A 15346-nucleotide genomic window follows, 5' to 3' on the forward strand; every position below is an offset into this window, starting at 1 on the left:
TTATCTGAGAAAATTATGTTTATCGTTGATTCCCATTGCCACCTTGATGGCCTTGACTATGAAAGTCAGCACCGCGACCTGGATGACGTTATCGCCAAAGCCGCCGCGCGCGACGTAAAATTTATGCTGGCAATTGCCACCACGCTGCCAGACTACTATCGCATCAAAGCGCTGGTCGGCGAGCGACAGAATATTGCGCTGGCCTGCGGCGTTCACCCGCTGAACCAGGATGAACCCTGGGATGTGGCGGAGTTTCGTCGCCTGGCAGCGGAAGAGCAGGTGGTAGCGCTGGGTGAAACCGGCCTCGACTACTTCTATCAGCAGGAGACCAAAGCGCAGCAGCAGGCCGCTTTCCGCGAACATATTCGCACCGGTATTGCGCTGAATAAGCCGATCATCGTGCATACCCGGGACGCCCGTGACGATACGCTGGCGATCCTGCGTGAAGAGCAGGTCGAAAAGTGCGGCGGCGTGCTGCACTGTTTTACCGAAGATCGCGCAACCGCAGCTAAGCTTCTGGATCTCGGCTTTTATATCTCCTTCTCCGGTATTCTGACGTTCCGTAATGCGGAGCAGATCCGCGATGCCGCGCGCTTTGTGCCACTGGATCGGATGCTGGTAGAGACAGATTCTCCCTATCTCGCGCCGGTGCCGCATCGCGGTAAAGAGAACCAGCCTGCATTTACCCGCGACGTGGCCGATTATATGGCGGTGCTGAAAGGGGTGGATATCGAGACCCTGGCCGCGACGACTACGGAGAATTTCTCACGCCTGTTTCACATTCCTATGACGCGTCTGGGGGCCTGAGCTTTATTTCAAACGCTGTAATTAATCCGTAATGAACTGCCTGCGTCAGGTTATTCCCGACGCAGGCAGTGTTTTATTGCGCTATTATCCGGCAGGTCAGTCAGAAAGTGCTGAAAGCTGCCGGCTCTCATTGAGGAAACGTGATAGCCGTCAAAGTAACGCGCCCCCATTTATTTTACTCTTCGTAATAAATCAAAAGACGCTCAGCGTCACCCGGCTGCGGAACCTCCCCCGCTGCCACGCGCATCGCGCAACTATGCACTCATACTCAGGAGCTTCTATGTTCAAGAACGCATTTGCGAACCTGCAGAAAGTAGGTAAATCGCTGATGTTGCCGGTATCGGTTCTGCCGATTGCCGGTATTTTGTTAGGTGTTGGTTCTGCAAACTTTAGCTGGCTGCCGGCAGTGGTCTCCCACGTCATGGCCGAGGCGGGCGGGTCCGTTTTTGCCAACATGCCGCTGATTTTTGCGATTGGTGTGGCGCTGGGCTTTACCAATAACGACGGCGTGTCAGCACTGGCGGCGGTTGTCGCTTACGGCATTATGGTTAAAACGCTGGCGGTCGTGGCGCCGCTGGTACTGCATCTGCCAGCCGCAGAGATTGAAGCGAAACATCTGGCGGACACCGGCGTACTGGGCGGGATCATTGCCGGTGCGATTGCTGCCTATATGTTTAACCGCTTTTACCGTATCAAGCTGCCGGAGTACCTCGGCTTCTTTGCCGGTAAACGCTTTGTTCCGATTATTTCCGGTCTGACCGCTATCTTTACCGGTATTGTGCTGTCGTTTATCTGGCCACCGGTGGGTACGGCAATTCAGGATTTCTCCCAGTGGGCTGCGTATCAGAACCCGGTTGTCGCTTTTGGCATCTACGGCGTGATTGAGCGTGCGCTGGTGCCTTTCGGCCTGCATCATATCTGGAACGTTCCTTTCCAGATGCAGATTGGTGAGTTCACCAATGCGGCCGGCCAGGTATTCCACGGCGATATCCCGCGTTACATGGCGGGAGACCCGACTGCCGGTAAACTCTCAGGCGGCTTCCTGTTTAAAATGTATGGTCTGCCGGCTGCTGCTATTGCTATCTGGCATTCGGCGAAGCCTGAGAACCGTGCCAAAGTTGGCGGTATCATGATCTCTGCCGCGCTGACCTCGTTCCTGACCGGTATTACCGAACCGATTGAGTTCTCTTTCATGTTCGTGGCACCGATCCTCTACGTGATCCACGCGATTCTGGCAGGTCTGGCGTTCCCTATCTGTATCCTGCTGGGTATGCGTGACGGTACCAGCTTCTCGCACGGCCTGATCGATTTTATCGTCCTGAGCGGTAACAGCAGCAAAATCTGGCTGTTCCCGATTGTTGGCATCATCTACGGCCTGGTTTACTACACCGTTTTCCGCGTGCTGATTGTAAAACTGAATCTGAAAACGCCAGGTCGTGAAGATACCGCGATTGAGCAGAGCAGCGTCACCGGCAGTGAAATGGCGGGCAAGCTGGTCAGCGCCTTTGGCGGCAAAGAGAACATCACCAATCTGGATGCCTGTATTACCCGTCTGCGCGTCAGCGTGGCCGATGTGGCAAAGGTTGATCAGGCTGAGCTGAAAAACCTGGGCGCCCGCGGCGTTGTGGTTGCCGGTTCCGGTGTACAGGCTATCTTTGGCACTAAATCAGATAATCTGAAAACGGAAATGGATGATTACATCCGCAGCATGTAACGCCTTTGCAGTAAGATTGTGCACCGTTACTGAAAACCCCCTCCCGTGAGGGGGTTTTTGTTTGTCTGCGCGACGCTGTAAAAGCAGCCAGTCAGTGAAGAAAAGCCGGGAGAAGGTTGAAAGAAGCGGATTTTCTCGCGCATACTGCCAGACTGACTCAGGTAAAAAGGAACCGCACCATGGCTGAAGAGACTATTTTCAGTAAAATCATTCGCCGTGAAATTCCGGCCGATATTATCTACCAGGATGAACTGGTCACCGCCTTTCGTGATATTGCACCCAAAGCGCCCACTCACGTGCTGATTATCCCTAATGTCCTGATCCCCACGACGAACGACGTTAAGCCTGCGCATGAACATGCGCTCGGGCGGATGATCACCGTGGCGGCGAAAATTGCCCGCGATGAAGGCATTGCTGAAGATGGCTATCGCCTGATCATGAACTGCAATCGCCACGGCGGTCAGGAGGTCTATCATATACACATGCACCTGGTGGGTGGTGAACCCCTGGGCCCGATGCTTGCTTATTAACCTCAGGCGGACCTGATATGCGTCGATGGCTGAGCGGCCTGCTATTATTGACTCTGGCAGGCTGCAGTAGTGATAAACCGATGATTAATACCTCGCAATCGCTGGTGATGGAGTCATCCGTGCTGTCAGCGGGGATTATTACTGACGAGCCACAGCTTACCAGCCGCGACGGTCAGCTGCAGGCGGCCAGCACGCTGCAGAATCTGCGTGAAGCGCCTGTTACGGTTCATTATCGTTTCTACTGGTATGACGATAAGGGACTGGAAATTGAGCCGCAGGAGCCGGCACAGACGCAAACTGTTCCCGCACACGGCAGCGTGATGGTGGCTTCGCAAATGGGCAATCTTACCGCCAGCAAAGTGCGGCTTTATCTTTATCTCTAAGGAGTAACCCCGTGATCCGCAGTGTTCAACGTTCTGGCGCGCTACTGTTTGCGCTGATGCTTACCGGCTGTGTGGTAAAACAGCAGACGCCGGCGCCGGTCGAACCGACGCAGCCGACGACCCCGGTTCAGCCGGAACCGCAGCCGGAGCCGCAACCCGTGCCGCCGCCACAAAATGTGCCGCAGCCGCCTAAGCTAAAGACCATTAACTGGAGCGCCAGCGTCTCACCGCTGGTGGCCAATATGGTGCAGTCTGCCGGGGTGAATCCGGGCAGCGTGCTGCTGGTCGATCGCCTTAAAAACAGCACCAACGGCGCGCTGCAGACCGAAAAAGCCACCAGTGCCATTCAGAGCGCGCTGGCGAACAACGGCAAGTTTACCCTGGTATCTGATGATCAGCTGAATCAGGCTCGCCAGACGCTGGGCCTCTCACCGGAAGATAGTCTGAACTCGCGCAGCAAAGCGATTGGACTGGCGCGCATCGTAAACGCGCAGTATGTGCTTTACAGCAATGCGAAAGGCGAGGTGAAGTCACCCACGCTGCAGATGCAGCTGATGCTGGTGCAGACCGGCGAAATCATCTGGTCAGGTAATGGTGCAACACAACCCTGATCCCGCACTGGCTGACCTGGTGCAGCAACAGTGGCCGACGGCACCCGCCGCCGGCTATTTTTTCGCGCTGCCGGGTCTGAGCGGCAACAGTTTTCAGATTGCGGGCGGGCAGGAGACGCTGCTGGCCCGGCGCACGCCTCTGCAGCCGATTCCTTTTGTTAACCGGCAGCGCGAATACCGTATTTTACGCCAGCTGCGTAACGCCGGCCTGGGGCCGGAGCCGCTCAGCTGGCGCTCCCCGTGGCTGCTACAGCGCTGGCTGCCGGGTGAGGCGCTGACGCCTGCCGCCTTTGACGCACAGCGCAGCGCAATAGTGGCGCTGGTAAGCACGCTGCACCGGCAGCCGCTGACCGGCTATCCCCTGCGGCTGCTGCCGCTGTTGCAGCTCTACTGGCAGCGCTGCCGCCAGCGGCACTGGCGCTGGCTGGCGCGCCTGCAGCGGCTGCAGCGACAGGGGGAACCGCGCCCGCTGCGCCTTGCGCCGCTGCATATGGATGTCCATCCGGGCAATGTGATCGCGACGCCAGCCGGGCTGAGGCTGATTGACTGGGAGTATGCAGCCGATGGCGACGTGGCGCTGGAGCTGGCTGCCATCTGTGCATGGGCGCCGGCGCAGGCAGCGGCGTGGACAGAAGAGTATGCCGCACGGACGCACATGGATGCGGCCGTGCTGGCGCGTCAGATCGCGCGCTGGCAGCCGTGGCTGCAGCTGCTGATGGCGAGCTGGTATCAGCTGCGCGCCGAGCAGAGCGGCGAGGCAACTTTACAGCAGCTGGCGCAGACCAGCTGGCAGGATATTTAATTCAGGAACTGAGCTATGACAATCAATGCACCCGGCCCGCTGATGCTGGACGTGGCGGGCTATACGCTGGACGCAGAAGAGCGCGAGATATTGCAGCACCCGCTGGTGGGCGGACTTATTCTGTTTACGCGCAACTTTCATGACGTTGCTCAGCTCCGCGAGCTGGTGCGTCAGATCCGCGCCGCTTCCCGTAACCGGCTGGTGGTGGCGGTGGATCAGGAAGGCGGGCGCGTGCAGCGTTTCCGCGAAGGCTTCACGCAGTTGCCGGCAATGCAGTCCTTTGCTGCCCTGCACGATTTGACTGCGGCAGGCGAGCTGGCGCAGCAGGCGGGCTGGCAGATGGCGGCGGAGATCACCGGGCTCGATATCGATATCAGCTTTGCACCGGTGCTCGATATCGGCCACATCAGCGCCGCAATCGGCGATCGGGCGTTTCATGCCGATCCGGCCATTGCGCTGCAGATCGCGCGGCGCTTTATTAACGGCATGCGCGAAGCCGGTATGAAAACCACCGGTAAACATTTTCCCGGCCACGGCGCGGTCAGCGCGGATTCGCATAAAGAGACACCGCGTGATACGCGCGACGCCGCCACGCTGCGCCAGCACGATATGGCTATTTTTCAGCAGCTCATCAGTGAAGAGCTGCTGGATGCGGTGATGCCGGCCCACGTTATCTACACCCAGGTCGATCCGCTGCCCGCCAGCGGCTCGCCTTACTGGCTGCAGCAAGTGCTGCGTCAGGAGCTCGCCTTTGACGGCGTGATCTTCTCCGACGATCTCTCAATGGAGGGCGCCGCCGTGATGGGCAGCTACGCCGAACGGGCGCAGCAGTCGCTGGATGCCGGTTGCGATATGATTCTGGTCTGCAACCAGCGGGCGGGCGCCATTAGCGTGCTGGATAATCTGCAGGCGGGTCCGGCAGAACGTATTGCACGGCTCTGGCATCGCGGGCAGCATACGCTGGATGAGCTGCAGAGCAGCGCGCGCTGGCGGCAGAATCAGCGTCAGCTCAGCGATCTGCACGCGCGCTGGCTGGCGCATAACGCACAGCAGTAAGCGTTGCGAAGCGCCGCGTTCCCTGGGGGAATGCGGCGTTTGTCGTGTGATGCTATTCACAAAACGTGTAACATTCTGATAATCCCCGCGAAAGATTGATCTGCATCAATTTCCTTATGATCTGGTTAGACCGGCGTGATATTCTGCCCTCAGCGCGCGATTAAACATCGCCAACCCTATGTTTATTAAGGTTTTATTTAACCATTAATTAACTTTTGGTTTACAACTTTGAGGGGGTCTGCATTGACTACAACCATGGAAAAGATCGTCATTATTGGCGGAGGCGCCGGTGGCCTGGAGCTGGCAACGCAGCTGGGGCATAAGCTGGGGCGCAGCAAAAAAGCGGAGATTATTCTGGTTGACCGCAACCACAGTCATCTCTGGAAACCGCTGCTGCATGAGGTGGCGACCGGCTCTATGGATGAGGGCATTGACGCGCTGAGCTATCTGGCTCACGCCCGCAACCACGGCTTTCAGTTTCAGCTGGGCTCGCTGACGCAGATCCATCGCGATCGCAAAACCATTGAGCTGGCGGAAATCCGCGACGCTCAGGGCGAGATTCTGGTGCCGCAGCGTGAGCTGGCGTGGGACCGTCTGGTAGTGGCGCTGGGCAGTACGTCCAATGATTTCGGCACCCCGGGCGTAAAAGATCACTGCATCTTCCTCGACAATCCGCATCAGGCGCGTCGTTTCCATAATGAGATGCTGAATCAGTTCCTGCGTTTTTCTGCCAGCGAAGGTGAGCTGCAGAAAGTGAATATCGCCATTGTTGGCGGCGGCGCCACCGGCGTAGAGCTCTCTGCTGAGCTTTACAATGCGGTGAAGCAGCTGCACAGCTACGGCTACAAAGGTCTCGACAGCAGCGCGCTCAACGTCACGCTGGTGGAAGCGGGTGAGCGCATTCTGCCTGCGCTGCCACCGCGCATCTCTGCGGCGGCCCATCAGGAGCTGACCAAACTGGGCGTACGCGTTCTGACGCAGACCATGGTGACCAGCGCCGATGCGAAAGGGCTTAACACCAAAGAGGGTGAGTATATTGCTGCCGATCTGATGGTGTGGGCAGCAGGCATCAAAGCGCCTGACTTTATGAAAGAGATCGGCGGCCTGGAGACCAACCGCATTAACCAGCTGGTGGTTAAAGAGACGCTGCAGACCACGCGCGATGAAAATATCTACGCGCTCGGCGACTGCGCCTCCTGTGCGCTGCCAGGTGGCGGCTTCGTGCCGCCGCGCGCGCAGTCGGCGCATCAGATGGCGTCACGGGTGCTGGATAACATCCTCGCACAGCGTAAAGGCAAGCCGCTGAAAGCGTACGTTTATAAAGATCACGGCTCGCTGGTTTCGCTGTCGCGCTTTACCACCGTGGGCAGTCTGATGGGTAACCTGATGCGCGGCTCAATGATGGTGGAAGGGCGCATTGCGCGCTTTGTCTACATCTCTCTGTATCGTATGCACCAGATTGCGCTCCATGGATACTTCAAGACCGGCCTGATGATGCTGGTTGGCAGTCTGAACCGCGTACTGCGTCCGCGACTTAAACTGCACTAATCAATAGCGGGCGACACAGTGTCGCCCGCTCCCGTTTTGCCCGCAATAAGCTGCTGATAATCATCAGTTCACCGCAACATTACCCGCCCCGAATCCGCGGCTCGGAACTCTCCTAAAAGCTGGCCCTGCTGCGCTTACGCTGCGTTTCCTCCATTAATCTGATGTTGCAATTCCGGACCATCTGCAAAACTTATCTTCAGGAACACGGCGCGGCGCGCACGCCGGTTATGCCTCCGCTACAGCCTGTAGCGACGGGAATGCGCGGTAACACTGTCAGGAGGATATTCCTGTGAATAAATCAATGCTTGCGGGTATCGGAATCGGCGTAGCAGCAGCGCTGGGCGTGGCGGCGGTCGCCAGCATGAACGTGTTTGATCGCGGTCCGCAATTTGCTCAGGTGCTGTCAGCCACCCCGATTAAAGAGAGTATCAAACAGCCGCGTCAGGAGTGCCGTAACGTCACGCTGACGCACCGTCGTCCGGTACAGGATGAGAACCGCATTGCCGGTTCGGTGTTGGGTGCCGTCGCGGGCGGCGTGCTGGGTCATCAGTTCGGCGGCGGTCGCGGTCGCGATGTGGCTACCGTAGCGGGTGCGCTGGCCGGCGGCTACGGCGGTAATCAGGTGCAGGGCGCTCTGCAGGAGCGGGACACCTACACCACCAGCGAACAGCGCTGCAGAACGGTATACAGTAAACAGGAAAAGATGCTGGGTTATGATGTGACCTATAAAATAGGCGACCAGCAGGGCAAAATCCGTATGGAGAATGACCCTGGCACCCGCATCCCGCTTGACCGTAACGGTCAGCTCATCCTGAATTCGAATCAGGCCTGATTGGGCAAAGCTATTTCACAGCAAACCAGATAAAAAAAGCGCCGTAAGGCGCTTTTTTCTTTTGCATCAGCCCGCCGGCAGCCGGTGCTTTGCCAGTTCGGTGATAAACTCCTGAACCCACTCCATGCGCAGCTTGCGTTCAGCCAGATCGCGCGTGAAGCGCAGCCGCGTCGGGCCATCCAGCTTCCACTGTGCCGGATCTTTCTGCAGCAGGCTAATCAGCCAGCCGGGATCGATCTGGTTCTGCGGGGCAAACTCAAAGAAGCCGCCTTTGTCACTGGCTTCAATTTTGCGCACGCCCAGCTCGCGCGCGGCCAGGCGCAGCGCGGCGATATCCAGCAGATTGCGCGCGGCGTCAGGCAGTTTGCCAAAGCGGTCAATCATCTCTACCCGCAGTTCAGCCAGATCCTGCTCGTCGGCGGCGCTGGCAACCCGCTTATAGAGTGAAAGACGGGTGCTGACATCGGGAATGAAATCGTCGGGCAGCAGCGCCGGCATCCGCAGTTCAATCTCGGTCTGATTGCTGGTGAGATCTTCCAGCGACGGCTCGCGTCCCGCTTTCAGAGCATCCACCGCATTTTCCAGCAGCTCCATATAGAGCGTAAAGCCGATGCTCTCCATCTGACCGCTCTGATCCTCGCCCAGCAGCTCACCGGCGCCGCGGATTTCAAGATCGTGCGTCGCCAGCGCAAAGCCGGCGCCTAAATCTTCCAGCGAGGCGATCGCCTCCAGCCGCTTCTGGGCATCGGTGGTCATCGCTTTCGGGTGCGGTGTCAGCAGCCAGGCGTAGGCCTGATGGTGCGAGCGGCCAACGCGCCCGCGCAGCTGGTGCAGCTGCGCCAGACCAAAGTGATCGGCACGTTCAATGATGATGGTGTTGGCGCTGGGTACATCGATACCGGTTTCAATGATGGTGGTACAGACCAGTACATTAAAACGCTGATGATGGAAATCGTTCATTACCCGCTCCAGATCGCGCTCGCGCATCTGGCCGTGACCAATCGCGATACGCGCTTCCGGCACCAGATCCGCCAGCCGCTGCGCCGCTTTCTCAATGTTTTCCACGTCGTTATAGAGGTAGTAAACCTGACCACCGCGCAGCACCTCGCGCAGAATCGCTTCGCGCACCACCAGGCTGTCATATTCGCGCACAAAGGTTTTCACCGCCAGGCGACGGGCAGGCGGCGTGGCGATAATCGACAGATCGCGCATGCCGCTCATCGCCATATTCAGCGTACGCGGAATAGGCGTAGCGGTCAGCGTCAGGATATCGACGTCGGCGCGCATCGCCTTGATGCGCTCTTTGTGCCGCACGCCAAAGCGGTGCTCTTCATCCACAATCAGCAGCCCGAGGTCGCGCCATTTGAGATCGCTCATCAGCAGTTTATGCGTGCCGATCAGAATATCGATTTTGCCTTCGCTCGCCTGCTCCAGCACCTGTGCCTGCTCTTTCGCGCTGCGGAAGCGTGACAGCATCTCGATACGCACCGGCCAGTTGGCAAAGCGATCGCGGAAGTTGTCATAGTGCTGCTGCGCCAGCAGGGTGGTGGGAACCAGTACCGCCACCTGCTTGGTGTTCTCCACGGCCAGAAACGCCGCGCGCATCGCCACTTCCGTTTTACCAAAGCCCACGTCGCCACACACCAGGCGATCCATGGCCAGCGGCTGGCACATATCACTCAGCACGGCGTTAATTGCCTGCGCCTGGTCCGGCGTGGTTTCAAACGGGAAGCCCTCGCAGAACAGCCGGTACTGCTCGCGATCGTGCTTAAAGGCGTAGCCGCTTTTCGCAGCACGCTGGGCGTAGATATCCAGCAGCTCCGCCGCCACGTCGCGTACCTTTTCCGCCGCTTTCTGCCGCGCGCGTGACCAGGCGTCGCTGCCCAGCTTGTGCAGCGGCGCATTTTCATCGGCGCCACCGGCGTAGCGGCTGATCAGATGCAGTGAGGAGACCGGTACATAAAGCTTGGCGTCGCCGGCGTAGGAGAGCATCAGGTACTCCGCCACAATCCCGCCAGCCTCCAGTGTGGTGAGTCCGATATAACGTCCGACGCCGTGCTCCAGATGCACCACCGGCTGCCCCGGATGCAGCTCCGCCAGGTTGCGGATCAGCACGTCCGGATTGATGGTGCGGCGATTATCCTGCCGGCGACGGCTGACGCGCTCGCCCAGCAGATCGCTTTCACAGATCAGCGCGCGATCGCGCAGCGTATCGATAAAGCCACGCTCGCTGGCGCCAATCATCAGGCTGTAAGGCTGAGCCGCCGCTTCGCTGAAGTGTTCAACCGGCTGAGGGCGTAGCTTAATGCGCGCCAGCAGCTCCTGCAGGCTTTCCCGGCGGCCTTCGCTCTCTACCGAGAAAATCACCTGGCCGCTGAACTGCTCCAGAAACTGGCGCAGCAGGTCGAGTGGGGCTTTCGCCTGGGCCTGCACGGTCAGTTCCGGCAGCGGTTCATAGGCCAGGTTGGTATTGGCGGCTTTTTCCGGCAGCGTTTCTGCCGTGAGCTGCATGCGCGGCCAGGCTTTCAGTTCGCTGAGCAGCGCATCGGGCCGCAGCCAGAGCGTGGCCGGCTCCAGCAGCGGGCGCATCGGGTCGATGCGCCGGTTTTCAAAGCGGGCGTGCGCATCCTGCCAGAAGCGATCCGCGCTGCCAGGCAGATCGCCGCAGTTCAGCACCAGCGTGCTGGCGGGCAGGTAGCTGAACAGCGTGGGCAGCGGCTGCTCAAAAAACAGCGGCTGCCAGTATTCGATGCCGGAGGGCAGCGTGCCTTTACTGACCTGCTGATAGATATGCTCCGGCTCGCGGCGCACGTCGAAAATCTCGCGCCAGCGGGTGCGAAACAGCTCAATCGCCGCTTTATCAGTGGGAAATTCGTGCGCCGGCAGGAGATTAATCGCATCCACTGACTCCAGCGTGCGCTGGCTGTCGACGTCGAACAGGCGCAGGCTGTCAATTTCATCATCAAAAAAGTCGATGCGATAGGGCTGGTCGCTGCCCATCGGGAAGAGATCGAGCAGGGCACCGCGCGTGGCGTATTCGCCATGCTCCATCACCTGATCGACGTGGCGGTAACCCGCCTGTTCCAGCTGATCGCGCAGCGCGTCGCGGGACAGTTTTTGTCCCTGCTGCATCACCAGCGCGTGCCCGTGCAGGAAGCTGTGCGGGCAGACGCGCTGCATCAGCGTATTGACCGGCAGAATCAGCATGCCGCGAGCCAGCATCGGCAGCTGGTAAAGCGTAGAGAGGCGCGCTGAAATAATATCCTGATGGGGCGAAAAGCTGTCGTAGGGCAGCGTTTCCCAGTCCGGCAGATTAATCACCGGCAGGTCGGTAAACTGACGGATCTCCTCCTGCAGCCGCAGCGCGGACTGCATATCCGGGGTGATCATCAACACCGGACCCTGATGGCGTTCGGTGATACTGGCGCACTCAACCGCCTGCGCGGCGCCGACCAGCTGGCCGAGCTGACGATGGTCTCCTGCTTTGGCAGGCAGGGTATAACGATGCTGTTCCGACATAGGGTCTCGACGTGCTCTCCTTGTATTTCAGGGCGTCATCATTCCATAAACCGCCCTGATGATCATCTCTCCATTGTGCCCGCAGGCAGGCCGGAAGGGAGCGACAGCGACTCCGCGCTATCAGCCTGACAGATATAATAGTCCCGATATGCCAGTGATGGTATGCGCGCGCCGCCAGCGGCAACCGTTCGTACAGCTTTTATCCGGCCGCACGGCGGGGCAGAACCGTTGCGGCGAAAGAAATCTCTCCTGTGGCGCGGCAGGGACGCATTTTGATGCAACTTCGCTCATCACTCAGTGGGTTAGAGGTTTCATAAAGCAGGCGGCTCCATTATCATCCCTCTACCTTATTATCAGGCAATGGCCAGAACGGAACTCATGTATCAACCAGTTGCGCTATTTATCGGTTTACGCTACATGCGTGGACGGGCTTCAGACCGCTTCGGTCGCTTCGTCTCCTGGCTCTCAACTATCGGTATTACCTTGGGCGTAATGGCGCTGGTGACCGTGCTGTCGGTGATGAACGGCTTTGAGCGTGAGCTGGAGGGGAATATCCTGGGGCTGATGCCGCAGGCGCTCATTACCAGTGACAAAGGCAGTATCGATCCGCAGCAGCTGCCGGCTGACAGCCTGAAGCTGCAGGGCGTCACGCGCGTTGCTCCCCTGACCACGGCCGATGTGGTGCTGCAGAGTGCGCACAACGTCTCGGTCGGCGTGATGCTGGGGGTTAATCCGGACGAACCCGATCCGCTCACGCCTTACCTGGTTAACACGCAGCAGCAGGTGCTGCAGGCGGGCAAATATAATGTGATCCTCGGTGAGCAGCTCGCCGCACAGCTCGGCGTGAAGCGGGGCGACGCGCTGCGTCTGATGGTGCCTTCGGTCAGCCAGTTTACGCCGGTCGGGCGCCTGCCCAGCCAGCGCATCTTTACCGTTGCCGGAACTTACGCGGCAAATAGTGAGGTAGATGGTTACCAGATCCTCGTTAATCAGCAGGATGCATCGCGCGTTATGCGCTATCCGGCAGGCAGCATCACCGGCTGGCGGCTCTGGCTGGAAAAGCCGCTGAGCGTGGATACGCTGAGTACCCAGCCGCTGCCGCAGGGCACGGTGTGGAAAGACTGGCGCGAGCGCAAAGGCGATCTTTTCCAGGCCGTACGCATGGAAAAAAATATGATGGGGCTGCTGCTGAGTCTGATTATCGCCGTAGCGGCGTTCAATATCATCACCTCGCTGGGTCTGCTGATTATGGAGAAGCAGGGCGAAGTGGCGATTCTGCAGACGCAGGGCTTAACCCGGCGGCAGATTGTCGCGGTCTTTATGGTGCAGGGCGCGAGTGCCGGTATTATTGGCGCGCTGCTGGGTGCGCTGCTTGGCGTGCTGCTTGCCAGCCAGCTGAACACGCTGATGCCGGTCATCGGCCTGTTTCTCGATGGCGCGGCGCTGCCTGTGGACATCAATCCCTGGCAGGTGGTGATGATCGCCCTGATTTCAATGACGGTTGCGCTGCTCTCAACCCTTTACCCCTCCTGGCGCGCTGCCGCCGTTCAACCCGCTGAGGCTTTACGTTATGAGTAATACCCCTTTGTTGCAGTGTCGCGACCTGTGCAAACGCTATCAGGAAGGCAGCGTGCAGACCGACGTGCTGCGCAACGTGGCTTTCAGCCTGCAGCCCGGCGAGCTGGCGGCGATTGTCGGCAGCTCCGGCTCTGGTAAAAGTACGCTCCTGCATCTGCTGGGCGGCCTGGATGCGCCGACCTCGGGCGACGTGGTGTTTGATGGCCGCTCGCTTAATGGCATGAGCGCCGCCGCAAAAGCGGAGCTGCGCAACCGCGAACTGGGCTTTATCTATCAGTTCCATCACCTGCTGCCTGACTTCAGCGCGCTGGAGAACGTGGCGATGCCGCTGCTGATTGGCAAAACCGCCAAAGCGGAAGCTGAGAGTCGCGCCCGCGAAATGCTGGCGGCGGTCGGGCTGGAGAAGCGCGCCGCGCATCGTCCTTCTGAGCTCTCAGGCGGCGAGCGTCAGCGCGTGGCGATTGCCCGGGCGCTGGTTAACCGTCCACGTCTGGTGATGGCGGATGAGCCCACCGGCAATCTCGATGCGCGCAACGCCGACGCGATATTTGAACTGCTGGGCGAGCTTAACGTGCGTCAGGGCACGGCGTTTCTGGTGGTGACTCACGATCTGCAGCTGGCAAAACGGCTGACGCGGCAGATGGAGATGCGTGACGGACAGCTGAGCGATCGCCTGACGCTGGGAGCAGAGGCATGACCTCTTCACTCTCGCTGTTGCTGGGGCTGCGTTTCAGCCGGGGCCGGCGGCGCGGCGGCATGGTATCGCTGATTTCAGTGATCTCCACCGTGGGAATTGCGCTGGGCGTGGCGGTACTGATCATCGGCCTCAGCGCCATGAACGGTTTTGAGCGTGAGCTGAATAACCGCATTCTGGCTGTCGTTCCGCATGGTGAAATTGAGCCGGTCGAAGGGCCGCTGCGCGACTGGCAATCTCTGATCGCCCCGATGGAGCAGGTGCCTGGCATTGCGGCGGCGGCCCCCTACGTTAATTTTACCGGATTGATTGAGAGCGGCGCCAGGCTACAGGCGCTGCAGGTCAAAGGGGTTGATCCGCAGCAGGAGTCGCGTCTCAGCGCACTGCCGCAGTTTGTCGCCGGCGACGCCTGGGCACAGTTTGCCGCCGGCAGGCAGCAGATTATTTTGGGCGGCGGTATCGCCAAATCATTGAACGTGAAGCAGGGCAGCTGGATCACCATCATGATCCCTAACAGCAGCGCGGATAATAAGCTGCAGCAGCCAAAGCGCATCCGGCTGCAGGTCAGCGGTATTCTTCAGCTGAGCGGCATGCTCGATCACAGCCTGGCGCTGGTTCCGCTGGCGGATGCGCAGCGCTATCTGGGCCTGGGCGACAGCGTCAGCGGTATCGCACTGAAGATGAGCGATCCGTTTCAGGCGCAAAAGCTGGTGCGCACGGCCGGTGAGGTAGCCCACGCCTATGTTTATATCAAAAGCTGGATTGGCACCTACGGCTATATGTATCGCGATATCCAGATGATCCGCGCCATTATGTATCTGGCGATGGTGCTGGTGATTGGCGTCGCCTGTTTCAATATCGTTTCCACGCTGGTGATGGCAGTTAAAGATAAGAGCGCAGACATTGCCGTACTGCGTACCCTGGGGGCGAAAGATGGGCTTATCCGCGCTATCTTTATCTGGTACGGGCTGCTGGCGGGCCTGCTGGGCAGCGTCAGCGGCGTTGTCACCGGTGTGCTGGTGGCGCTGAACCTGACGCCGGTGATGCGCGGCATCGAACATCTGACCGGGCATACGCTGCTGGCAGGCGATATCTATTTTATCGACTTTCTGCCGTCGGAACTGCACTGGCTGGATGTTGTCATTGTACTGGTAACCGCTATCGTGCTGAGCCTGATCGCCAGCTGGTACCCGGCGCGACGCGCCAGCCGCCTCGATCCGGCCCGCGTGCTGAGCGGTCAGTAACCGCCCTGACGCAGCCGCTCCGGCGGCT

Annotated in this window: 13 protein-coding genes; 12 read left to right on the plus strand and 1 reads right to left on the minus strand. The window is 59.2% G+C overall.

Features of this window, described 5'->3' with window-relative positions; translation table 11 throughout:
• The first annotated feature begins 15 nt into the window (after positions 1 to 15).
• From B4M48_RS07870 to B4M48_RS07910, 9 genes are all read left to right on the plus strand, one after another.
• Positions 16 to 807, plus strand: coding sequence for a metal-dependent hydrolase (locus B4M48_RS07870; RefSeq protein ID WP_283341224.1), 792 nt, complete (start codon positions 16 to 18; stop codon positions 805 to 807).
• Positions 808 to 1087: 280 nt separating this feature from the next.
• Positions 1088 to 2521, plus strand: a complete 1434-nt coding sequence (ptsG, locus tag B4M48_RS07875) for a PTS glucose transporter subunit IIBC (RefSeq protein ID WP_039383858.1) — start codon at positions 1088 to 1090, stop codon at positions 2519 to 2521.
• A 179-nt stretch (positions 2522 to 2700) separates the two neighbouring features.
• The gene (hinT, locus tag B4M48_RS07880) at positions 2701 to 3051 is read left to right on the plus strand and encodes a purine nucleoside phosphoramidase (protein WP_039383861.1); all 351 of its coding nucleotides are present in this window, start codon (positions 2701 to 2703) and stop codon (positions 3049 to 3051) included.
• A 17-nt stretch (positions 3052 to 3068) separates the two neighbouring features.
• Complete coding sequence (locus B4M48_RS07885; protein ID WP_039383863.1) at positions 3069 to 3434, plus strand: YcfL family protein; 366 nt, start codon at positions 3069 to 3071, stop codon at positions 3432 to 3434.
• Between the two features lie 11 nt (positions 3435 to 3445).
• Positions 3446 to 4045: a penicillin-binding protein activator LpoB gene (gene lpoB / locus B4M48_RS07890; protein WP_071668740.1), complete on the plus strand. Its 600-nt coding sequence runs from the start codon at positions 3446 to 3448 to the stop codon at positions 4043 to 4045.
• Positions 4026 to 4847, plus strand: coding sequence for a thiamine kinase (thiK, locus tag B4M48_RS07895; protein ID WP_288656370.1), 822 nt, complete (start codon positions 4026 to 4028; stop codon positions 4845 to 4847). Before lpoB ends, thiK begins: the two co-directional genes overlap by 20 nt.
• A gap of 15 nt (positions 4848 to 4862) precedes the next feature.
• On the plus strand, positions 4863 to 5903 hold the full coding sequence (gene nagZ / locus B4M48_RS07900; RefSeq protein ID WP_288656372.1) for a beta-N-acetylhexosaminidase: 1041 nt from the start codon (positions 4863 to 4865) through the stop codon (positions 5901 to 5903).
• A 243-nt stretch (positions 5904 to 6146) separates the two neighbouring features.
• Positions 6147 to 7451 (plus strand): NAD(P)/FAD-dependent oxidoreductase, encoded by a 1305-nt coding sequence (locus B4M48_RS07905; protein WP_071668742.1) that lies wholly within the window; start codon positions 6147 to 6149, stop codon positions 7449 to 7451.
• Positions 7452 to 7740: 289 nt separating this feature from the next.
• On the plus strand, positions 7741 to 8283 hold the full coding sequence (locus tag B4M48_RS07910) for a glycine zipper 2TM domain-containing protein (protein ID WP_039383872.1): 543 nt from the start codon (positions 7741 to 7743) through the stop codon (positions 8281 to 8283).
• A 66-nt stretch (positions 8284 to 8349) separates the two neighbouring features.
• Here the strand turns inward: B4M48_RS07910 and mfd are convergent, their stop codons facing one another.
• Positions 8350 to 11802, minus strand: a complete 3453-nt coding sequence (gene mfd, locus B4M48_RS07915) for a transcription-repair coupling factor (protein ID WP_039383874.1) — start codon at positions 11800 to 11802, stop codon at positions 8350 to 8352.
• Between the two features lie 378 nt (positions 11803 to 12180).
• Here mfd and lolC point away from each other — a divergent pair, with 378 nt between their 5' ends.
• From lolC to lolE, 3 genes are read left to right on the plus strand one after another with little or no spacing between them, the layout of a single operon-like run.
• Positions 12181 to 13380 carry a lipoprotein-releasing ABC transporter permease subunit LolC gene (gene lolC, locus B4M48_RS07920; protein WP_039383875.1) on the plus strand — a complete coding sequence of 400 codons (1200 nt, stop codon included), beginning with the start codon at positions 12181 to 12183 and terminating at the stop codon, positions 13378 to 13380.
• Positions 13373 to 14077: a lipoprotein-releasing ABC transporter ATP-binding protein LolD gene (gene lolD / locus B4M48_RS07925; RefSeq protein ID WP_039383877.1), complete on the plus strand. Its 705-nt coding sequence runs from the start codon at positions 13373 to 13375 to the stop codon at positions 14075 to 14077. The genes lolC and lolD overlap by 8 nt, the downstream gene beginning before the upstream one ends.
• Positions 14074 to 15318 (plus strand): lipoprotein-releasing ABC transporter permease subunit LolE, encoded by a 1245-nt coding sequence (lolE, locus tag B4M48_RS07930; RefSeq protein WP_039383878.1) that lies wholly within the window; start codon positions 14074 to 14076, stop codon positions 15316 to 15318. Before lolD ends, lolE begins: the two co-directional genes overlap by 4 nt.
• Positions 15319 to 15346 lie beyond the last annotated feature (28 nt).

It is taken from the genome of Pantoea sp. UBA6567, from assembly GCF_002434165.1.
GTDB classification, from domain to species: Bacteria; Pseudomonadota; Gammaproteobacteria; order Enterobacterales; family Enterobacteriaceae; genus Pantoea; species Pantoea eucrina.